Below are 21,626 nucleotides of genomic sequence, written 5' to 3' on the forward strand. Positions count from 1 at the left end.
CGTCAGTATTCCCACTCGGCCCCGACGCCCACCGCGGTGCGGCCGTCGCTGCCGGCCTCGCCCTGGATCTTGATGCGCCGGGTCACGTCGTAATCCACCGTCGCCGCCGTGTCGGCGGGCTTGGCGCCCGCCTTCACGCCGACGCTGAGGCGGTCGCTGAGATAGCGCGAGGCGCCCAGCGCCGGTCCGCCGCTGGCGCCGGTGGAGACGTCGAGGCTGTCGAGCCCGAGGCCCTTGCGGGCCTGCTCGAAGACGTCGACGCCGCCGGCCCCGCCGGAGAACTGGGCCACGGCCTGCGCGAGCTGCAGGGCCTGGAACGGCGACAGGCCCCCCGAGGCCTTCTTGAACAGCAGGCGCGAGAGCACCTCGTCCTGCGGCAGGCTCGGGTCCGAGGTGAGGAGGAAGCTCGGCTGGTTGGCCGGACCCGTCACGGCGATCCGCGCCGTGACCTCGGCGGCCTTGGTCTCGGCGACGAAGTCGAGATCCGGCGTGGCGATCTCGCCGCCGAAGGTCAGGCGCCCGCGGGTGAAGTCGAGGCGCTGGCCGACCACGCTGAGGCGGCCGCGCCGCATCTCGAAATCGCCGGTGGCGACGGGATCTCGCGAGGAGCCGGTGATCCGGAGGGCGCCGCCCAATTCGGCATCGATGCCGCGGCCGCGCACGAAGATGCGGTTGGGGGCGTTCACGGCGACGTCGAGGGTGGCGTCGAAGGGCGGGGCGACCTTGCCCCGCTTGCCCAGGGCCGCGACCTTGGCGCGGCGATCGGCCCGGGCGGCGAGGCGGGCGCGCACCTCCGGGGGCGTGTTCACGCGACGGATCTCGGGCAGGGGCTGCACCGTGGCGGGCAGGCGGTCCGGCACCGAGACGTCGACGGAGACGAGGTCGATCCGGCCCGCCACCTTCGGGGTTCGGGCCAGTGGCCCCGTGAGCGCAAGGTTGAGGCTCGCCACGGCCGTCATCAGCGGGCTAGAGACGAGCTCCGCCCGCTCGGCCGAGACCCGAAGCGAGCCCGGGAAGCCGGCGGCGGGATCGAGCGCCACCCGGCCGTCGCCGCGCAGGCTTCCGCCGTTGCGGGTCAGCGCGGTCAGGCGCTCCACCACCAGGGTGTCGCCCCGGCCGGTGACCCGTCCCTCGATGTTGGTCAGGCGAATGCCCTGGAGCGGATCGGTGAAGGAACCGCCCGTCAGGGTGGCGCTGCCCTCGGCGCGGGGGGCCGCGAGGGTGCCGGTCACACCGGCGTCGAGGGCGATGCGCCCGGCGACGCGCTGGCCGCCGACGCTGAGGAGGCTGTTGGCGAGCGCCGCGTCGAGGGTGCCGCGCAGCTTCACCGCCAGCGCCTCGCCGGGGGCCACCGGCAGGGAGCCGGTCACCGTCAGCTCGGCGCCGCGCCCGGCGGAGACCCGTCCGTCGATCCCGGCGCGTCCGTCGCTCACCGTGCCGCTCGCCCGGGCGTCGATGGGCGGCAGGCCGGCCTTGCGGGTCTCGGGCGTAATGAGGCGGGCGACCGTCAGGGCGTAGCGGCCCTCGGGCCGGTTGGCGGAGCCGCGCAGGTCCGCCTCGCCGTCGAGGGTTCCGGAGAGGGCGAGGTTGGGCGCGGCGATCCGCGCCAGGGCGAGGGGCAGGCTGCGGATGCCGAGCTTGAGGTCGAGGGCCTCGCCGACCCGGCCCGACAGGCTGAGGCGGCCGCTACCGGCGGACACCACGAGGTTGTCGATCACGGCCGAGCCTCCGTCGAGGGTCACGCTCGCGGGGCCGGCCAGGGCGAAGCGGTCCCCACCCCGCGCGGCGGAGAAGCGCGACAGGTCGATGCGGGTGCGCTCGCCCGGCACGAGACGGGCGGCGCCGTCGAGGTCGAAACCCCGGGCCTTGGCCGTCAGGGTGATGTCGCTGGCGCTCGGCGAGCCCACGGCGACGAGGCGCACGGTGTCGAGGCTCTGCCCGGAGGCGAGGAGGCGGTCGGCGTTCACCCGCCCGTCGACGATGGGCCGGCCGAGCAGGTCCCGCCCGGTGAGGTCGGCGTCGAGGCGCGACAGGGCGAATTCGCCGAAGCGCAGGGACGCCCCGTTCGCCCGGATGCCGGCGTCCTGGCGCCCGCCCGCGCGGGACAGGGTGACGGCGGCCTCGACGTTGCCCGCCATCGGTGTCAGCGCGAGGGGCGCGAGGTCGTCTAGATTCCCGGCCTTGAGGGCCAGCGCCCCCTCGGTGAGGAAGGTGCGGGCGTCGAGGGCGGCGTGCCCGTCGAGGGTGACCGAGCCGAGGCCGAAGGCGAGGCGGTCGAGGACCCAGGCGTCGGGGGCGGGCCGGGCCACGTGGGCGTCCCCGCGCAGGGCCTTTCCGCCCACCGCGCCGGACAGGCGCAGGGTGCCGTCGAGGGCGCCGGTGACGTCCGTCAGCGCCGTCTCGACCCGGAGGTCGCGCAAGGGGCGACCGAGGGCGCGGGCGTCGTCGGCGGTGAGCGTGGCGGTGAGATCGGGCTTCTCCAGGGTGCCGGTGAGGCGCCCGTCGAGGAGCGCGCGGCCGGACAGCTTCGGGTCGAGGGTCGACAGGTCCTTCAGGTCGACCAGCAGCTTGGCGTCGGCGAGGCGCGCGGTGGCGCGGCCCTCCAGGCGCCCGACGATCTCGGCGCCCTCGAGGCGGGCGTTCTCGAAGGCGTAGCCGTCATAGACCTGCGACAGGCGGCCGCTGAAGCGCGGCGACGGGCCGAGGGTCCGGTCGAGGGCCGGCAGGGACAGGACCAGGCCCGAGGTGCGCAGGTCCAGATCGGCGTTCACCGCCTTGCGGGCCGGGTCGCCGCTCAGCGCCGCCCGCGCCGTCAGGGTGCCGGCGAGCGGCCGCCCGGCCACCTCCGAGAAGGCCGCGAGGTCGGACAGCGCCGCATCGAGCGTGCCCGCGAGGGTGTTCTGCCCGATCCGGCCCACATAGGCGGCCCGGGCCGTCGGGCCGTCGAGCTTGAATTCGGCGACGTCGACGATGCCGTCGGGCTGCAGCGTGCCCCGGAAGCTCAGCCCGGCCCGCGATCCGATGGCCCGGCGCAGGGCCGGATCGGCGAGGCGCAGGCCGTCCACCTTGGCGTCGGCGGCTAGCACGAAGCGGGCGGCGGCGGGATCGGCGCCGGCCGGCGCCATGGACAGGGTGGCGTCGACCCGCTCCAGTACCGAGCCGCCGGCGCGCAGGCCCGCGGCCTTCAGCGTGCCATTGACGACGGGCCGCGCGATCGGCCCCTTCACGCTGCCATCGAAGACCAGGGTGTCGAGTTCGGCATCCGCCGCCTTGGTGACGCCGCCCTCGGTGGGCACGGCGCGGGCGGAGACGAGGAAGTCGGCGATCCGGTCGGCGGTGAGGGTACCCTGGGCCTCGAGCCGGGCCGTGCGCGAGGTCAGCTCCAGCCGGTCGATGCCGAAGGCCCCGCTGTCGGAAAAGCGCAGGCCGCCGTCGAGCTTGGTCGTGCCCGAGAAGATCGCCGCCGCCGGGCCGGGCAGCAGGCCCTCGATCCGCGAGGCGAGGTCGAGGGCGAGCCGGCGCTCGGCCCCGATGCGGGAGATGCGGGCGGTGCCGCGGGCCCCGAGGTCCGGCCCGGCATCGAAGTCGAGGCGGGCGTTCCAGGCGTCGAGCGTGCCGCGCCCGTCGAGGTCGAGGTTGATCGGGGGTGCGCCGGGGAGGTTGGCGGCCTTGGAGAGAAGCCCGCCGGTGGGCTCCACCAGGGTGGTCTTGAGCTCCAGGGTCTCGCCCTTCGGTACGAAGAGCAGGCGGGCGCCGAAGCGCCCCTCGGCGTCGAGGCGGCGCACCGCCACATCGAGGTCGAGGCCCTCGGCCGGCGCGCCGAGCTTGGCCCGGCCCTCGGCCGTCAGGCGGGCCGGCTGCCCGGCGAGGGCCTCGCCGAGAACGAGTTCGGCGAGCTTGAAGGTCTTCACCTCGACCTTCACCGGCAGGTCGGGCAGCAGCGATCCGTCGGGCTCCGGCGTCGCCGAGACCGGGGCGGGGAGGGGGCGGCGCAGCACTTCGAGGCGCCCGACCTCCAGGCTGTCCACCTCCAGGCGGCCGGAGAGCAGGGCGAGGCGGCGCCAGACCAGGCGCGCCCGGTCGAGCTTCAGCCAGACGCCGTTGGCGTCGCTGATCGCCACGTCGCGGATGGTGGCGTCCGACGAGAGGGCGCCGTCCACGGCCCCGATGGCGACCCGCGAGCCCGGCGTCGACAGGGCCTTCGAGAGGAGGCCGCCGAGCACGGTCTTCTCGCCCTCGTCGGCGTAGGTCAGGGTGGCCGGCGTCGCAGCGAAGACGGAGAGGCACAGGGTGGCGGCGGCGACCTGCGCGCGCGGACGCTTCCAGAATCCCATCAGAAGGACTGCCCCAGGCTGATGTACAGGGCCACCGGGCGCTCGTGGTTGCCCTTGATGCGGTCCATCGGGAAGGCGAGGTCGACCCGGATCGGGCCGATGCCGGTGTAGTAGCGCAGGCCGAGGCCGACCGCGTAGCGGATGCGCTCGTCGAAATCCGGCAGGCTGCCGGCGAAGGCGGTACCCGCGTCGATGAAGGGCACGACGCCGATGGTGTCGGTCACCTTGATGCGCGCCTCCACCGAGGCCTCGAGCAGGCTGCGTCCGCCGATGGGCAGGTTGAAGGGTCCGCGCGGGCCGAGCGTCCGGTAGGGGAAGCCGCGCACGGAACCGCCGCCGCCGGCGAAGAACCGGATGTTGGCCGGGATGTCCTCGAGGTTCGCCCCCGAGATCGAGCCGAAGCCGATGCGGCCGGCCAGGATGTAGCGGCCCTCGTCGTCGAAGGCGTAGTAGGTCGAGCCCTGCGCCTTGGCGACGAAGATCGACGGATCGGAGCCGAGGAAGCCCGCATAGGGCGTCGCCGAGGCGGTGAGGCGCACGCCCTCGGTCGGATCCAGCAGGTTGTCGGTGGAATCGTAGCTCACGGAGAGCGGCACGCCGACGAGGCGGTAATCGACCTTGCCGAGGGCGTCCTGCGAGCGCCCGGCCTGTCCGTCGAGGCCGACCTGGGCGAAGAAGGTGTCGGAGAAGCGGTGGCGCAGGGCGACGGTGCCGCCCGCCGCGTCGCTGACGTAGGATTGCTGCGCCTCGCGGCCCACGAAGACGTTGGCGATGAAGTCGTTCCGGGTGCCCCAGAGACCCGGCTTGACGAAGGTGGCCGAGAGCCGCCCGCCGAGGCCGTTCGAGTCGATGCCGGCGGCCTTGCGTTGCTTGGCGTAGAGGTCGTTGCCGAGATAGTAGATGTCGGCATCGACCCGGAAGGTCTCGCCGCCGCCGAACAGGTTGCGGTTGGCGTAGTAGGCCCGGATGCCGGGACCGTCGACGGTGGAGTAGCGGGCCGCGACGCCGATCAGGTTCTTCTCGCGCTCGGTGACGTCAACGAAGATCGGCAGGTTGCCGGACGGATCGAGGGTCTCGCCCTCGCGCACCCGGATCGAGCCCAACCCCTCGACCTTGGCGACCGAGCGTCGGATGTCCGACACGGCCTTGGGCGAGTAGGGATCGCCCGGCTCGGCGTAGATGAACGAGCGCACCACCGCCGGGTCGATGTCCTGCGTGCCGCGCACCGCGACCTCGCCGAGGCCGGCGATCGGCCCGGGATCGACGGTGTAGGTCACGTCCATGACGTGGGCGGCGTCGTCCACCACGGGGTCGCGGGCGACCGCCTTGGCGAAGGGATGGCCCAGGGCCCGGAAGCGATCGACGATCTTGGCCTCGCGGGCCAGCACGGTGGCCGAGCGGGCCGGCACGTCGTCCCCGACGCGGGTGAAGCGCTCCGGCAGGACCTCCTCGGGAAACGGGTTGCCCCGGGGGTCGCGGGCCCGGATCGACCGCAGGGTGTAGAGGGGACCGGAATCGACCACGACCTTGACCGGCACGAGGGCGCGGGAGCGCGACGCTTCGGCCGCGCGGGCGGCCGCCACCACGGTGGACTCGCCGGCCAGCGCGACGCCGTCGACGCGGATCGCGACGGTGCCCTGGTAGTAGCCGTAGCCCGAGAGCACGTCGGCGAGGCGGCGCTGGTCGGCCTCCGCCCGGCGCACCAGGCCCTCGCCGTCCGGCGGCGCCTCCTGGCGCAGGCGATAGAGCGTCGAGGTGTCCTGCAGCGCGCGCAGGACGTCGTCGTCATCGATGCCCGAGATCTTCACCGTGTAGGGCAGGGCGCCCGCGCTCGGAACCGGCGGTTCCTCCTCGGAGCCGAACAGTCCGAACAGGTCGAAAGCCCGGGCCGGCCCCACGGCGAGCCCGGCCCCGGCCGAACCGAGGACGAGCGGCCAGGCGAAGCAGGCGAGCCTCCAGACCGACGCGCGACGCATCCGCCCCCGAATCCGCGTCACGAATGGCCGTTCCGGCGAGCCCGGTGCGCCTGCGCTCCCGGCTTTCGTCGCTGCGTCGCAGGCCTCGCCATCCCATCCCCTTCCGGGCCGCGGCCCCGCTGCCGGTCCCGCATCCCGGCCCTGTCCCAGGGCCCTTCGGACCCACATATGTTGACCGCCAGCCTACCGGTCCGGCGGCGGTGCAGCAACCGCGGTGCACCGCTCTACCCCCAGCCGCGGGGGTGGTTGCGCGGTTCGCCGCAGGCCCGGCTCCGCCTCGGCTTTCCGCCATCGGCCAGGGAACCCGGCTTTGGCTGGCGCCTTGTCCCTGCGTCGCAGGCTTCCTACTTTTGTCCCCATCGCTCCATGGCCGGCTCATTCCGGGTAGCTCACCCGCCCTTTTCCCAGGACTGCTCGCCAGTCCTGCACGCGGGTGCCGCTGCGATCGCACATCCCATCCGACGACCCTGCGCCTCGGGTGCCCGCGCGATTGCGACGCGGGCACCGGGCAGCCGATGGCAGGCAAGACAACGCTTCAGGAGAACAGCACCATGAGCACGGGCACCGTGAAATGGTTCAATGAGACCAAGGGTTACGGCTTTATCCAGCCGGATGACGGCGGCAAGGACGTGTTCGTTCACATCTCCGCCGTGGAGCGCGCCGGCATGCGCAACCTGATCGAGGGTCAGAAGGTCTCCTACGAGATCGAGAACGACCGCCGCACCGGCAAGCAGTCGGCCGGCAACCTCCAGGCGGCCTGATCGCCGCCGGTCGGTCCGGGTCGCCCGATGCGGGCGGCCCGAGACCGGCTCGAATGCTGCGGCATCGTTTCAACAACCTGTCAGAAGCCGCTTTTCGATGAGCGGCTTCTGTTGATTCCCGGCAGGCGGTCGGGCATGGGGCTGTTGCGGTGCAAGATCAGCGTATACCCCAGTTTTTCCACGGCCCCATACCGCGCGTGCTCCACGCCGGATGCGGGCGACACACCACATGAGAAAGGTCAGATGGGCGCCTTCGACTACAGGAACTTCGACGATCGCCGTAAGAACTCCGTCAGCGCCAAGCAGATGCTGCTGGAAAAATTCAAGGCCCGTCCTCCGGCCGATGATCCGGAGATGATCGCCAAGGCGCAGGCCCGCGCCGAGGTCGCCCGCGCCCGCGAAGAGCGCGCCCGCGAGCGCGAGGCGGCCCGGATCGCCGCCGAGAAGGCCGCGGCGGAAGCCAAGCGGGCCCGCGAGGAAGCGGAACTCGCCGCGCAGATCGCCCGCGAAGAAGCCGAGGCTCTGGCCGCCGCCGAGGCGAAGGCCGCCGAGCTCGTCGCCAAGAAGGCGGCCCGCGATGCCCGCTACGCGGCGCGCAAGGCCAAGGCCCGCCGCTGACCTAAGGCCCGCGGCGAAGGGTCAAGGCGTATGAGCGCGCCGCCGAACCACTCCTGAGCGCACCTCTTCGGCGGCGCCCGGAACGGGACGGACGCGAACCAGACAGCGAAAAGGGCCGACGCGGCGCGTCGGCCCTTTTCGTGTTGGACGATCGGGCGAACCGCGTTCGTCCTCAGCTCTCGGAGCGCGTCTCGGACTCGGCGTCCTCGCCCTCGGCGGTCTCCTGGCCCTCGGTCTGGGCCTCGGCCGGCTCCGCCGTCTCCTCTTCGGGACGCGGGCCTGCCTTGAAGGTGCGGCGCGGCGCGTTCCCGCGCTTCATCTGGACCGGCTTCTCGATCGCGCCCAGGCGCTCGGACAGGAGCTTCGCGCGCTCGTTGAAATCATTGGTCGATCGCGACTGCGACGCACCGCTCTTGAACGCATTTGCCACTTGGGCCTCATGGGGTTGCCCAGGGCACGGGGTCGTGCGGGGTTGGCTCCGTGTAGCACGGTTGGGCCCCCGCGTCGGCTTTTATTGTCACGGCGAGACGCGGAAGCGCCGCGGCTCAGAAGCGTGCCGTCAGGAAGAGGCGGACGTTGCGGCCCGGCAGCAGGATCTCGTCCTTCTTGAACGAGGCCGAGTTGCGGATGTCGTCGTCGAGGAGGTTGCGCCCCTGCAGCCCGAGGGTGACTTCGCTCGCGCCGTAGAGCGCCGGATCGACGGCCTTGGTGTAGCTCACCTCGGCGCGCAGGTCGTTCCAGCCGGGCGTGACCGTCTCGAACGGCGCGATCTCCACGTGGTCGAAGGCGTGCAGCAGGTTCACCCGGGCGAACCAGCCCTCGGTCGCCAGGAACACGCCGCCGCCCAGGCGATGGGGTGGAATGCGTGGCACGTAGGAGCCGTCGTCGAACTGCGCCCGGACGAAGTCGTACTGCGCCTCGAGGCCGGCCCAGCCGTTGCCCACCGGGATCAGGTCGAGCTGCGCGGCGATCTCCGCACCGTAGAAGGTGGCGTTCTGCTGTGCGTAGACGATCTGCCGAAGTTCGTCCCCGCTGCCGCAGGAGGCGAAGTCGTCGCCGCAGCGGTTGCCCGTGTCGCGCTTGTAGATGAAGCCGGTGTAGCGGGTGTAGTAGCCCGTCGCGTCGAGGCGCAGCGGCCCCTGCGCCCGGCGGAGACTCATCTCCACCGTGCGGGCACGCTCGAGCTTCAGGCGGGGATCGCCGATCTCGAAGGTCTCGGTCGCGTCGTGCGGTCCCTGCGAGAACAGCTCGTAGGCCGTGGGCGCCCGCTCCACGTAGGAGCCGTTCACGCTGGCCACGAAGCCGTAGGGCAGGTCCTGGAGGGCGCCGAAGCTGGCGCTCTTGGGCGCGAAGCGTCGCTTGAGGCCGAACGCCAGGGGATCCTGCCCCTCGACCGGCAGGTAGTCGCTCGGGAACTGCACCGCCGTGCTCGCCGAGCGCGTGCCCTCGATGCGCCCGGCCGCCTGGAAGCGCAGGCCGTGGCCCACGTCGAGCTGCTCGAAGAGGTAGACCGCGTTCGAGCGCGACTCCGTCGGCGGCAGGAAGCTCTCCCCCTGCGTGTTGAGCACCCTGCGTCCGCTCTGCACGCCGAGGGCGCCCGTCAGCGTCCCCAGGGCGGTGAAGACCGGCACGTGCTGGGCCTCGATGCGCCCCTCGGCCTCCCGGCTCTTGAAGGTGGCCTGGATGCCGTCGATCCCGGTCTCGCCGATGCCGCGCTCGTCGTGCCGGTAGACCGAGCCGCCGGCCCAGAACCGGATCACCTCCAGGGGGCCGTCCAGCGGGCGGTACTCGCCCCGGGCGACGACTCGATCCTGGCGCGGGTCGAGGCGGGTCCGGCTCTCGGCCGCCTCCCCGCCGGGGATCTGGTAGAGCGCGTCGTAGTGGCTGAAGGAGATGCCCACGAAGCCGCGGTCGCCGATGGCCGAGATGCCGACGGAGCCGCCCTGGGATTCGGTGGCCGAATTGCGCTGGATCCCGCCCGGAATGGCGTAGCTGTCCGTGGCGCTGCGGAAGCCGTCGGCATGGACCGCAATGCCGTCCTTGCCGGCATCCACCGTCGCGGCGCCGAGCCGCCCGTTGTCAACGCTGGAGAATCCGGTCGTGACCTGACCGGACACCCCGTTCGCCGGGATGAAGGTCGGGACCCGGTTGTTCTCGGCCGAGACGACGCCGCCGATCGCCCCGGAGCCGTAGCGGAGGGTCGCCGGTCCGCGGATCACTTCGATCCGGTCGCTGACGAGAGGGTTCACCGGAACGGTGTGGTCCTCGCCGAGGTCCGACACGCCGTTGTTGATGACGCCGTTTTCCTGGATGCGCACCCGGGCGTTGTCGAGGCCACGGATGATGGGCCGGCTGGCGGCGCCGGGCGCGTAGGTCGAGGAGGAGATGCCGGGGCGGTCGAACAGGGCGTCCCCGAGGGTGCGCGGCTGCTCGCGGGCGATCTGCTGCTGCGTCACCACGGTGACGGGCGAGTAGGTGCTGGTCACCACCGGGAGCACGCCCACCGGGAACGACGCGCCGGCGTCGCCCGCGGCGCCGCCCGCCCCGCGGACGGGCTGGATCGGGCTCGGCGAGGTGACGCTGAGTTCGTCCAGGGTCGCCTGGGCCTGCTGCGCCGCGCCGGCATTCGCCCCGAGGCCGGCCCCCGCCAGGGCCGCGCCGGCCCACACCATCCGCGATCGACGCACCCGCTCACCCCATCACTCAACGTTATAATGTTTCATGATGGGGATGTTATTGTATGACAAGTGCCTGTCGGGGCGCGGACCCTCTTCCCGCTCCCCTGTGGCCGGGGCGCATCACCGGCGGCCGGTCCCGGGGCGGCGTCCGTTCGCGCGCCGGGCCGCGTCCCCGTGGCACGTGGTGCGTCGCGGAACCGTGAGCGGGTCGGGTAGATTGCGCCAGCATGTCCGACTTGAACCACCACGACCGGCCGAGCGCCGACGGGCGCCGGGCCGCCGGGGGCCTGCGGGTCACCGTCGACCTGAACCTCTGCCAGGCCTACGCCCAGTGCTGCTACGCGGCCCCCCACCACTTCGTCCTGAAGGGCCGCGAGGCCCTCCACTACGACCCGGCCCCCTCGGCCGCCGCCCGCGACGACATCGAGCGCGCCCGGATCGCCTGTCCGGTGCAGGCCATCCGCGTCGAGGATGCCGGGGCCGACCCGCGATGAGCGACGCCGAGACGCGGATCGTGGTGGTCGGGGCCTCCCTGGCCGGCCTGCGCGGCGCCGAGAGCCTGCGGCAGGCGGGCTTCTGCGGCCCCCTGACCATCATCGGGGCCGAGCCGCACCGCCCCTACGACCGGCCGCCGCTCTCGAAGGCGGTGCTCACCGGGGAGGTCGCGGCCGACGCCACGACGCTGCCGAACCTCGTGGCGCTCGAGGCCGACTGGCGCTTCGGTGATCCGGCAACCGGCCTCGACCGCACCCGGCGGACCGTGACGCTGGCGAGCGGCGAGGTGGTGCCCTACGACCGGCTGCTCATCGCCACCGGGGCCTCCGCGCGCGGCTGGCCGAACGCCGCGGAAGCAGGGCTCGCGGGCGTGCATACCCTGCGGGGCCGCGACGAGGCCGAGGCCCTGCGGCGCGACCTCGCCGCCGGCCCGGCCCACGTGGTCATCATCGGCGGCGGCTTCATCGGCTGCGAGGTGGCGGCCTCGTGCCGGGCCCTCGGTCTGACCGTCACCCTGGTGGAGACCGGCCCGACCCTCCTCGCCAAGGTGCTCGGGCAGCATCTCGGCTCCGTGGTGGAGGCCCTGCATGCCAGCCTCGGCACCACCATCCGCAGCAACGTCAAGGTGGCGGCCCTGGAGGATGACGGCGCCGGCCGCGTGGCGCGGGTCCGCCTCGCCGACGGCACGGTTCTCCCGGCCGACGTGGTGGTGGTGGCCCTCGGTGCCGTGCGCAACACGGGCTGGCTCGAAGGCTCGGGCCTCGCCTGCGACGACGGCGGGATCGACTGCGACGCGCAGGGTTACGTCCTCGACGAATCCGAACGGCCCGATACCCGGATCGCGGCGGCCGGCGACGTTGCGCGGTTTCCCCATCCGCTCTATCCGGGCCACCGCATCGCCCTGGAGCACTGGGGCCACGCCGTCGCGCAGGGCCGGCATGCCGGCCGGCTCCTGGCCGGCCTCGCGCCGGAGCCTTACGCCGAGGTGCCCGCCTTCTGGTCGAGCCAGGGCGGAATCACCCTCAAGTCGGTGGGCCTGACCACGGGCGCCGACGGCTTCGTCGTGGCCCGGGGCAGCCTGAAGGAGGGCCGGTTCGTGGCGGTCTACGGCCGGGAGGGCCGCTGCATCGCCGCCGTGGCCTTCGACTGCGCCCGCTGGCTCCCGACCTATGCCGAGCACATCGCCGCGGGGGCGCCGTTCCCGCCCGAGACCGGCGGCGTCGATGCCGGCCCGTTCGCGGTGCTGCCGCCGGCCTTCCCCGAACCCGCCGAGCCCACATCTTCCGAGAAGGACGCGGCATGAGCGACCACACCCTGTTCGCGCAGATCAAGGACGAGGCCGCCCGGCCGGACCCGTACCCGCTCTTCGCCCGCCTGCGGGAATGCCCGGTCTCGCGCCAGGCGGACGGCACCTACGTGGCCGCCTCCCACGCGGCGATCGCGAGCCTGCTGCACGACCCGCGGGTGAGCTCCGAGACCCTGCCGCCGGCCGACCGGCCCAAGACCGGCAACCCGCTCAAGGACTGGCTGGTGAAGCCGGTGCGCGACCACATCACCGACACCCACCGGCCCTTCATCTTCCGCGATCCGCCGGACCACGACGCCCTGCGCGCCGCCGTGATGCAGCAGTTCACGCCGGAGCGGGTCCAGGCCCTGCGGGCGCGCTCCCACGTCCTCGTGGACGAGATCCTCGACAGGCTCGGGGACGCGACGGCCATCGATATCGTCGACGACCTCGCCTATCCGCTCCCCGTGACGGTGATCTGCGAACTCCTGGGCATCCCGCCGGCGGACGAGGCGCAGTTCCACGGCTGGGCGACGCAGCTCGCCACCGCCCTCGAACCCGACACCCTGCAGGACGACGACCTGCGCGCCGAGAACAGCCGCACCTTCGATGCCATCTCCGAATACATGCAGGGCCTGATCGCGCAGAAGCGCAAGGATCCGCAGGACGACATGCTGTCGGGCCTGGCCACCGCGCCCGTCGACGGCCACGGGCGCATGAGCGACTTCGACCTCATCGCCACCGCGATCCTGATGCTGGTGGCCGGCCACGAGACCACGGTGAACCTCATCACCAACGGCATGCTGACCCTGCTCCGCCACCCGGAGGAGCTGCGGCGCCTGCGCGAGGACCCGTCCCGCGCCCCCCGCGTCGTGGAGGAGCTGCTGCGCTACGAGCCCCCGGTCCAGTTCCGCACCCGCAAGACCCTGTGCCCGATCACGCAGAACGGCGTCACCATCCCGGAGGGGGCCCCCCTCGTCTTGCTGCTCGCCTCCGGCAACCGGGACCCCGAGGTCTATGCCGAGCCCGACCGCTTCGATCCCGACCGGGCCGACAACCGCCATCTCGGCTTCGGGGGCAGCCTGCACTACTGCGTCGGCGCGCCGCTCGCCCGCTTCGAGGTCGAGGCCGCCCTGGTGGCCCTCGCCCGCCGCCTGAAGAACCCGCGCCTGACCGTCGACCCCCCGCCCTACCGGCCGGGCTCGGCCCTGCGCGGCCCGAAGCACCTGCGCCTCGCCATCGACGGCATCGCTCCGTAGGGTCCGGCCGCGCGGGACCATCCCGAAGGTTAGGTGGACCCTGCAAGCAATGCGCCTTGCTCAGACGGACTTCTATACTGCTCTTTTAACGGAATATTGTTGGATCTAGCCTATTAAAGGTCTCGCGACGTAATCCTACTCAGCGAGACACTGCAATGAAGTTCGGTATTCGGACCCGCCTGTATGCCGGCTTCGGCACGCTGATGCTCCTCATCGCCGGCCTGGGCATCGCATCGCATTACCAGTTCGCCGAACTGTCCGGCCAGTACGAGAACCGCAACCGGATCGAGACGAACACCCGCGACATCTACACGATCACGGGCCTGACCGACCGGCTCATCGCCCAATCCTTCGCATACAGCGCCACGGCCAAGCCGGAGACCCTGGTCGACCTCGATCAGACCCGCCGGAGCATCGTCGAGATCGGCGACCGGGTGACGCGGAACACGGCCTCGGACGAGCGTCGGAAGGTCTACGCCCAATTGCCCGACGGAGGCCGGGACCTGGAGCAGGACGTCGTCCGCCTGGGAGCCAGCGGCGCCGCCCTGGCCGAGGCTCGCACCCGCCTGTTCGACGAGGGCAACGGCCTGACCCGCCTGAACCAGGCCATCCTCCAGGAGATCCGGGCCAACGGCAGCGTGGCGCACCTCATCCAGGCCCAGACCTACGACAGCGCGGTCCTGCTGACGCGGATGTCCGCCTGGCGTTTCCTGACGACCCTGGACCCCAAGGGTCCGACGATCTTCGCGGACTACGCCCAGACGGCCGTGGCCGCCGGCAAGGCGCTTCGGGCCCTCGATCCCGACCCGGCGTCCGCCGCGGCGATCACCCGCGGCGAGGCTGCGTTCGCCAGCTATATCGGCGCCTTCCAGGAGGCCGCCAAGGCCATGGAGGACAGCCGCCGCGATTTCGACGGCATCAAGACGAAGGTCGCCGCCATCACGGCCGCCGGGGTCCAATCCCGCGCCGTCACCGAGGGGCGGATGAAGGCCGTCGCCGCGACCACCGAGGCGACCGTCGCCTTCGGCGAGCGCCTGCAGCAGGGCCTGATCGCCCTGGCGCTGATCCTGGGCGGCGGCATGGCCGTCCTGATCGCCCGCAGCCTGATCCGCCCGATCGCCGGGATGACCGAGGCCATGACCCGCCTGGCCGCCGGGGAAACGGCGGTCGTCGTGCCGTCGCAGGACGCCACGGACGAGATGGGCGCGATGGCCAAGGCCGTCGACGTCTTCCGCCGGAACGCCATCGCCCGCATCGAACTCGAGGCCCAGCAGGTCTCGGAGCGCTCCGCCCGTCAGCGCCGCGCCGACCGCGTCGACGAGCTGGTCAAGGGGTTCGAACGGACGATCGGCGCCGCCGTGGGGGTCGTCACCGCGGCCTCCACCGAACTCGACGCCACCGCCCGCTCCATGACGGGCGTGGCCGACGCGACGAGTCATCAGGCCCAGGCCTCCAGTGCGGCCGCCGAGCAGACCTCCGCGAACGTGCAGACGGTCGCCTCGGCGGCGGAGGAGATGGTGGCCTCCCTGCGCGAGATCGAGCGTCAGGTGAAGCAGTCGAACACGGTCGCGGCCGCGGCGACGCGGGAGGCCCAGGCGACCGACGTGGCCATGGCCAGCCTGTCGGCCGCCGCCGAGCAGATCGGCGAAGCCGTGACGATGATCTCCAGCATCGCGGGCCAGACCAACCTGCTGGCCCTGAACGCCACCATCGAGGCGGCGCGGGCCGGCGAGGCCGGACGCGGCTTCGCCGTCGTCGCCACGGAGGTCAAGGAACTGGCCGGCCAGACGGCGCGCGCCACGAACGAGATCGGCGGACACATCGCGGCGATCCAGCAGGCCACCGCCCAGGCCGTCACCGCGATCCGCCAGATCGGCCAGACCATCGGGTCGGTCAACAGCATCACGGAAACGATCGCCGCGACCGTGATCGAGCAGACGGCGGCAACCGGAGAAATCTCGCGCAACGCCATCGAGGCCGCCCACGGGACGGAGGACGTCTCGGCGAACGTGGCCCGGGTGCTGGCCTCGGCCGGCGAGACCGGCAGCGCCGCCCAGCAGGTGATGATGGCGGCCGGGGAACTCTCGACCCAGGCCGTGGCCGTCCAGCGCGAGGTCGAGACCTTCCTCGACGCCATCCGGGCCGCCTGACCTCGGCCCGGCGCCGGCTGCGCGACGGTCCGTCCCGCAGCCGCGCCGGCATCCGGCCCGGCTCAGGCCCGGACGTCGAGCGTTCCCATCATGCCGAGATCCTCGTGTTCGAGGATGTGGCAGTGGTACATGCGCGGCCCCGCCATGTCCTGGCGCAGGCGGATGCGGACCGTCTCGCCGGCCGCCACGTTGACGGTGTCCTTCCAGGACCGGAATTCCGGCGTCCGGACCGCGCCGCCCTTCGCGATGTCCACGATCTGGAACTGGGTCCCGTGGACGTGGAACGGATGGTCCATGTCCGACTCGTTGACGATGCTCCAGGATTCGACCTGGCCGACCTTCGAGACCTCGTCGATGCGGCCCAGGTCGAATCTCCGGCCGTTGATCAGGAATCGCATCGCCATGCCGCCGGACGGCGCGGCCGATGCGGGTCCGGGCGGCGCCGTCGCGCCCCGGTCCATACCCGCCATGCCTCCCATGCCCGCCATGCCTCCCATACCCGCCATGCCCTTCGAGCCATCCCGGCCGCCGCCCTGCGTCATGGCTTCCGTGAAGACGAAGCGCCGGGAGACGACCGGCTCGCCGAGCGGTGCGATCCGGTTCAAGACCGGCGGCAGGGGCGGGGAGGCGGCGGCCGGCTGGCCCGACACCCGGGCCGTCAGCAGGACGAGGCCGGCCTCCTTCGGCTCACCCGGCCCCATCCAGCCCCGCGCATAGGGGCGCGTCGTCAGCCGGGCCTCCCCGGGCCGGTCGAAGGTGACGATGAGTTCCACGCGCTCGCCCGGCGTGATCAGCACGGCGTCGACCGGAACCGGCGTCTCCACCAAGCCGCCATCGGTGCCGACGAGGAGCATGCGCGCGCCCTCGAAACCGAGGCGCAGGAACCGGGCATTCGTCGCGTTGACGAGGCGGATGCGGCGCTTCTCCCCCGGCGCTACGGACAGGACCGGGTTCTTCTGCCCATTGACCAGCACATGGTCGCCGACGCGGCCGTTCATGGCGTCGGCCATGGTGCTCCGGGGCATCGTTCCATCGGCGGCGATCCGCAGATCAGTGAGCATCAGGACGGTGTCGCCGTAGGCGGCCGGAATGGGATCGACCTTCGGCTTGACGAGGAACAGGCCCGCCAGACCGCGATAGACCTGCTCGGCGGTGAAGCCGTGCGGGTGCGGGTGAAACCAGTAAGTCGCTGCGCTGCCCTCGGGGAGATCGAAGGCGTAGACGCGCTCGTCCCCCGGCGCGACCGGGTTCATCGGGTTGCCGTCCTGATCGGACGGGACCGGCATCCCGTGCCAGTGAATCGTGGAGGGCTGTCCCGGAACGCCGTTCCGGAACCGGATCGCGATCCGGTCGCCCTCCGTCGCCTCGATCACGGGCTGGACGCCGTTGTAGAGCAGCACCGGCGTCTCGAGACCCTCCGCGTAGCGCACGACGCCCGGGCCGGCCGTGATCGTCGCGCTGAAGCGGCCGGGAACGGTGGACTGGTTCGGCAGGCGCGGCAGGTCGCGCAGCGGTTGCCCCTGGGGCAGGACGGGCGCCGCCGGCGTCGGGGCGGCAAGTGCACCCTGGCCCGCCATCGTGCCCATGTCGTGCCGCATCTGCGCCGACGCGGGCCGGGACCCGATGAACCCGGCGAGACCCGCCACGAATGTACGCCGCCGCATCCTCAGCCTCTCACCGGTTCATTCGACCAATCCATCAATCGCCTTATCAGGAATTCATCGGCCAACACCATCCCGAAAGCAGCATTTGTTGTATATTTTACAGTATTGAAGCGACAGTATTGCACAAGTCTTCGTCATGGTGTCGTTGCGCGCACGGCGACGCTCCTTCCCAACCAAGACGCCGCGGCGACGCGCAGACGTCCCGCCGAGCGTCGTCGGCGTGTCGTACCGATCCCGAACACCGACGAGACCCTGGACCCCATCGGGGGCGGGCGCGCCTGCCGACGCGCGAAGACACGCGAACAGCACGCGAAACGCGCCGAATGCGGATGAGTCCTGGGACAGATCTTTCCACGCGGTCTCAGCCGGGACCGCGACGCACGGCCTCCGCGAAGGGATCTCGACGGCGCCGATGCGCCCGACGCGATCCCGGACCGCGGCCCCGTGACGAGTGGCCGTGAGGCCCCTAGCCGCCCGCGACCACGACGAGGCGCTGGACCTCGCCGCGCAGGTACGCCTGCAGGAACTTGTCGTAGTCGCGGAACGAGACGCAGCCGTTCGAAGCGCCGCTCGCACCCAGCATGTAGGTGTGGGCGAGGAGGCCGACCCGGCCGTGGATGGCCTCGGGGCCTCCGACGGGGGTGAGACGCAGGGCGCGGACGCCGTGGAACGGCTGCTCGCGCTCGCGGATGTCGTAGGTGCCGAGGGGGGTCGGCCCCCTCATCCGCACATGCGTGTGGCCGGGATTGTCCATGCTCTCGCCCAGCCCCGAATGCGCCTCGAGCTTCTCTCCGTTCGGGAGGGTCACGACCTTGGCGCGAATATCGTAGACCGCGACGCCGCCGGTCGGGCTGGTCGGCACGGCGCTGAGGGCGCGCCGGAAGACGTCGTCGACGGGTTTGGTCTCCAGGGCCGCGTAGGCGAGCCGCGGCGGCTCGGAACTCTCGACGCCGAAGAGCTTCTCGATGAAGGAGCGGGTGTCCTCCGGGGGCGGCGCCGCGCTGGCGGTCCGGGCGGGCGCCGCGCGGGTCGACCGTGCGGAGAGGCGCCCGGCGCGAAATTCCGGGGGTCGCGGCACCGGCAGCGGCACCCACCGCGCCACGAGGGGCGGCTGGGCCGTGGCCGGCTCCGCCATAGCCGTGGGCGCGGTCTCGGGCGCGGCCTCGGGGGTTGCTGTCGTGGCTTCGGCGACGCTCGCGGGCGCCGGGACTTCGGGTGCCACGGGCGCCGGGACTTCGGGCGCCGGGTCGGCGGACGTCGCGGCGGCGGAGTCGGCAGACCTGTCGGCACCGACCGGGGCCGCTGCCGGCGGGTCCACCGGCGTGACGGCGGCGAGGGTCGGGATCGCGGCCGGCGGACGGGACCAGGCGACGAAACCCGCGATACCGCCGCCGAGGAGGAGGGCCGCGAGGCCCAGGCCTCGGGCGGCGCGACCGGGTCGGGTCGACATGGAACGCTCGGCAGCTTCCGCCATGGTCGGCTCCATCTCCTGCATGGGCCGGCGCGCGTGCCGGGCCTTCGGTCCGGCCCCAGGGGGCGCGGATGACGGGCGCGCGACTTGCGCCGTCCGTCACGGGGCTATCCGACCCGGTCGACTCGGCGTTTCTGAGGCGGGATTGTGCCGAAACTGGACACATGCTTGCATCCGGCGCGCCTTTATTCGCGGAATCTGCCGAACCTCCGGCGCAAGACTGCCGATCCTGTGTCACCACACTTTCGTCCGGAATGCGATACCGAGCGCGATGCGTCGATCCTCGCGCCGGGGTCGGATCCCGCTCGGCACCTCGTCCTGGCGGAACGCCGGCGGATGCCCGCGCGGCAGGCCGGCGCGACGGAGCCGGGGGTCGGCCCCATCCCCTGAGGCACGAACGCCACACCCGCCGCGAAAGATCGAGCGGTCCCGGCAAATCCCTTACCGCCCGCGCCCGGCGCCTTGCCGCCAGCGCAATTGCCGGTGACGCAGGCCGAAACGAGGAGCCCCCGGGCTCCCCACCCGCACCTGCTCGGAACATGACATCGATGCCGCGTTCGCTCCTGTCGACAGCCGCCGTCCTCGCGCTCGCCGCCAGCCTCGGCGCCTGTGCCTCCCAGCGCCTCGAGGGTCCCACGCGCGGCCGGATCGCCCCCGGCCCCCAGGCGGCCCTGGAGCCGGTCGTCCCCGCCATGCCGTCCGGCCCGGTCACCTCGGAGCCGCTGGCCCCGCCGCCGGGCGCCACCGCCGCCCCGGCGGACCTGCCGCCCCCGGTGGGCGCCACCGTGGCCGTCGCCCCCTCGACCCCGGTGATCGCCCCGGAGGCGCCCCCCGTCGCCCCGGCTCCGCCGCCGGTCGTGGCGGGCGGCCGCTCGTCCGTCGTCGGCACCTGGAATGCCAAGGACGCCACCGGCGCGAGCTGCAAGGTCTCCCTGTCGAGCGCTCCGGCCCTGGACCTCTACAAGGCCAGCGCCTCCGGCTGCCCGAACAAGGACCTCTCCAAGGTCACCGCCTGGGATTACCGCGACGGCGAGGTCTACCTCTACCAGCCCGGCGGCACCGTCGCGGCCCGGCTGCGTCAGGGTGGCGGGGCCCTCGACGGCGCGCTGTCGAAATCCGGCGCGTCGCTGGCGATGGTGCGCTGAAACCCGCGCGACCTCGACACGACCCTCTTGGTATACCGCGACGAAAAAGCGGGTCTGCGCGTCACGGATTGACGCGCAGGCCGAGCAGGAACGTGTTCGCGTGGAAGCTTGAACCGGACGAGGTGCTGTCGAGGCGCTGGTAGATGTAGCTCCCGCGCATCGCCAGCCAGCGGTTGAAGCGATAGTCGATCCGCGCCGTCGCCGAGAATCCGCGCTCGGTGATGTTCACCCGGTCATAGTCGTTCGACAGGTAGCTGATGCCGCCGGTCAGCGAGAGATTGCGCAGGAGATCGTGCTGGACTTCCAGCGTCGCGGTTTGTGTCAGGACACCGCTCGAACCGGGCACCGACGTCTCGACGATGCCCGTCGCTCCATTCAGGCGGACCGTGGTGAGCGGACTCGCGCTCCAGATCAGCGCCGCGGTGATGACGGGCGCCGTCAGATCGCGCAGGGCCGGGTCGACATAGCTGCGGTGCTGAAGTCCCGCCGAGATTTCCCCGGTGACGAAGCGGGTCAGGGCAAAGGACGCGCCGCCCGAGAGCGTGATGCCATCGGAATCGCGCCGTATTCCCGAGGAGTCGACGCGTAGATCGTAGACGCGCGTGTCGGCCAGGACATCGACGAAGGGCGTGATGACGGGCGAGATCTCGTATCCGGCCCGGAGTTGCAGGCCATACTGGTTCAGGTTGCGATCGCTCTGGCGCAGGATGGTGCCATCCGAGAGCTGCGCATCCTCGAACTCCGAGCGGTCGAGCAACCCCCGCAGCGAAACCTGGACCCGGTTGAAGCGCTCGGAGACGCCGACCGTCGTGCCATAGCTCGCGATCAGCGGCCGGGTCGCCGTCGCGGCCGCCAGGTCCGGCGTGCCAGTGCGTTGTGTTTCCAGGAGAAATCGGCCTTCGACCTCGATCCGCGTGTCGCGGTTCGCGTCGATCCGCAGCCGCGTCACGCCGGCTCCGTTCGGCCGGCTGGCTCCCTGATTGTCCGGATAATCGACGTAGCCCCCCCGCAGGTCGCCGGTGAGCTCGCTCGATGACCAGTCGCTCCGGAAGCTCAATTCGCCATCGGTCCGCAGCGCCAGCGACGGCTTGGCCAGCCGATTCGTGATCTGGTCGGGGTTGGTGTCATAGCCGATGCTCTGCTGGATCGCAGGCAGGATCGTGAAGGTGCCGACCTTGATCCCGAGCGGCGCGTAGGCCTCGTCGATGGTGATCGGCCGCCGAAGGGCCGTCGAGAGAAAGAATCCCGGCGTCTGGACACCAGCGAGCGGCAGCACCGTCGGCAACGGAACGCCGCTCACGGCATTGCGCACCACCGGCGTGAGACGCAGATCGTAAGGCGGCACTTGCGTGATCGATCGGACCGGCCGGACCGTCGCGCTCCCGAAGCGGCGCGGCGGGATCGCCCTGAGCCGCAGGAGATTCGTCAGTCCGCGATTGTTGGGCCCATTCGTCCCGCCGGAGGCGAGGGCGCTGCCGGATCGGCTTCCGGCCAGCGCACGGGTGGCCAGTCCTCCGCTGCCTGACGTCTCTCCGCCGGTCGCAGAGCCGTTGCTGTTCAGAACCCCGCTGCCCGAGACGGCACTGCCCCGCAGGCCCGCGCCCAGCGGCAGGACGTCGCCCACGGCCGGCGCTCCGACGGTACTATCGGGCGCACCGGAGGGAAGCGCCTGAGCCCGGGCAAGGGACGGAAGCGTGAGGGCAGCGATCAGGGCAAAGCCACGAAGACCTTGGCTCTGCCATCCTGCGATCGGCCCTGCGCATGTCACGGATCGACGTCTTTCCGCTGAC

At 72.1% G+C, this 21,626-nt stretch carries 14 protein-coding genes; 7 read left to right on the forward strand and 7 right to left on the reverse strand.

What is annotated here, in order from left to right:
• Nucleotides 1-2: 2 nt before the first annotated feature.
• Entirely contained in the window at nucleotides 3-4,334 is a 4,332-nt protein-coding gene (locus ASG51_RS01050; RefSeq protein WP_056378513.1) for a translocation/assembly module TamB domain-containing protein, read from the reverse strand.
• Nucleotides 4,334-6,310 (reverse strand): autotransporter assembly complex family protein, encoded by a 1,977-nt coding sequence (locus ASG51_RS01055; RefSeq protein ID WP_056378515.1) that lies wholly within the window; start codon nucleotides 6,308-6,310, stop codon nucleotides 4,334-4,336. The genes ASG51_RS01050 and ASG51_RS01055 overlap by 1 nt, the downstream gene beginning before the upstream one ends.
• Before the next feature lie 551 nt (nucleotides 6,311-6,861).
• Between ASG51_RS01055 and ASG51_RS01060 the strand changes: the two genes are divergently transcribed.
• Together ASG51_RS01060 and ASG51_RS01065 are read left to right on the forward strand one after the other, a co-directional pair.
• Nucleotides 6,862-7,071, forward strand: coding sequence for a cold-shock protein (locus tag ASG51_RS01060; protein WP_055952791.1), 210 nt, complete (start codon nucleotides 6,862-6,864; stop codon nucleotides 7,069-7,071).
• Nucleotides 7,072-7,314: 243 nt separating this feature from the next.
• Nucleotides 7,315-7,689: a DUF6481 family protein gene (locus ASG51_RS01065; protein WP_056211138.1), complete on the forward strand. Its 375-nt coding sequence runs from the start codon at nucleotides 7,315-7,317 to the stop codon at nucleotides 7,687-7,689.
• A 172-nt stretch (nucleotides 7,690-7,861) separates the two neighbouring features.
• On the opposite strand, the gene ASG51_RS01070 is transcribed toward ASG51_RS01065, so the two are convergent.
• Complete coding sequence (locus ASG51_RS01070; protein ID WP_056211140.1) at nucleotides 7,862-8,119, reverse strand: hypothetical protein; 258 nt, start codon at nucleotides 8,117-8,119, stop codon at nucleotides 7,862-7,864.
• Between the two features lie 115 nt (nucleotides 8,120-8,234).
• Complete coding sequence (locus ASG51_RS01075; protein ID WP_056272657.1) at nucleotides 8,235-10,361, reverse strand: TonB-dependent receptor; 2,127 nt, start codon at nucleotides 10,359-10,361, stop codon at nucleotides 8,235-8,237.
• A 233-nt stretch (nucleotides 10,362-10,594) separates the two neighbouring features.
• Here ASG51_RS01075 and ASG51_RS01080 point away from each other — a divergent pair, with 233 nt between their 5' ends.
• The 4 genes from ASG51_RS01080 to ASG51_RS01095 all read left to right on the forward strand — a co-directional run bounded on the left by ASG51_RS01080 (nucleotide 10,595) and on the right by ASG51_RS01095 (nucleotide 15,556).
• On the forward strand, nucleotides 10,595-10,861 hold the full coding sequence (locus tag ASG51_RS01080) for a ferredoxin (RefSeq protein WP_056211143.1): 267 nt from the start codon (nucleotides 10,595-10,597) through the stop codon (nucleotides 10,859-10,861).
• On the forward strand, nucleotides 10,858-12,165 hold the full coding sequence (locus ASG51_RS01085) for an FAD-dependent oxidoreductase (protein WP_056378517.1): 1,308 nt from the start codon (nucleotides 10,858-10,860) through the stop codon (nucleotides 12,163-12,165). Before ASG51_RS01080 ends, ASG51_RS01085 begins: the two co-directional genes overlap by 4 nt.
• Complete coding sequence (locus ASG51_RS01090; protein WP_056378519.1) at nucleotides 12,162-13,406, forward strand: cytochrome P450; 1,245 nt, start codon at nucleotides 12,162-12,164, stop codon at nucleotides 13,404-13,406. Before ASG51_RS01085 ends, ASG51_RS01090 begins: the two co-directional genes overlap by 4 nt.
• Before the next feature lie 155 nt (nucleotides 13,407-13,561).
• Nucleotides 13,562-15,556, forward strand: a complete 1,995-nt coding sequence (locus tag ASG51_RS01095; RefSeq protein ID WP_082513816.1) for a methyl-accepting chemotaxis protein — start codon at nucleotides 13,562-13,564, stop codon at nucleotides 15,554-15,556.
• A 62-nt stretch (nucleotides 15,557-15,618) separates the two neighbouring features.
• On the opposite strand, the gene ASG51_RS01100 is transcribed toward ASG51_RS01095, so the two are convergent.
• Nucleotides 15,619-17,220 (reverse strand): multicopper oxidase family protein, encoded by a 1,602-nt coding sequence (locus ASG51_RS01100; protein WP_056378521.1) that lies wholly within the window; start codon nucleotides 17,218-17,220, stop codon nucleotides 15,619-15,621.
• Nucleotides 17,221-17,686: 466 nt separating this feature from the next.
• The gene (locus tag ASG51_RS01105; protein ID WP_056378920.1) at nucleotides 17,687-18,670 is read right to left on the reverse strand and encodes a DUF2778 domain-containing protein; all 984 of its coding nucleotides are present in this window, start codon (nucleotides 18,668-18,670) and stop codon (nucleotides 17,687-17,689) included.
• 569 nt (nucleotides 18,671-19,239) lie between these two features.
• Here ASG51_RS01105 and ASG51_RS01110 point away from each other — a divergent pair.
• Nucleotides 19,240-19,836: an AprI/Inh family metalloprotease inhibitor gene (locus tag ASG51_RS01110; RefSeq protein ID WP_056211151.1), complete on the forward strand. Its 597-nt coding sequence runs from the start codon at nucleotides 19,240-19,242 to the stop codon at nucleotides 19,834-19,836.
• A 61-nt stretch (nucleotides 19,837-19,897) separates the two neighbouring features.
• Here ASG51_RS01110 and ASG51_RS01115 read toward each other — a convergent pair whose 3' ends face one another.
• Entirely contained in the window at nucleotides 19,898-21,460 is a 1,563-nt protein-coding gene (locus tag ASG51_RS01115) for an outer membrane beta-barrel protein (RefSeq protein WP_244480034.1), read from the reverse strand.
• Nucleotides 21,461-21,626: the final 166 nt, after the last annotated feature.

Source organism: Methylobacterium sp. Leaf465, assembly GCF_001424705.1.
In the GTDB taxonomy this organism is placed as follows: Bacteria; Pseudomonadota; Alphaproteobacteria; order Rhizobiales; family Beijerinckiaceae; genus Methylobacterium.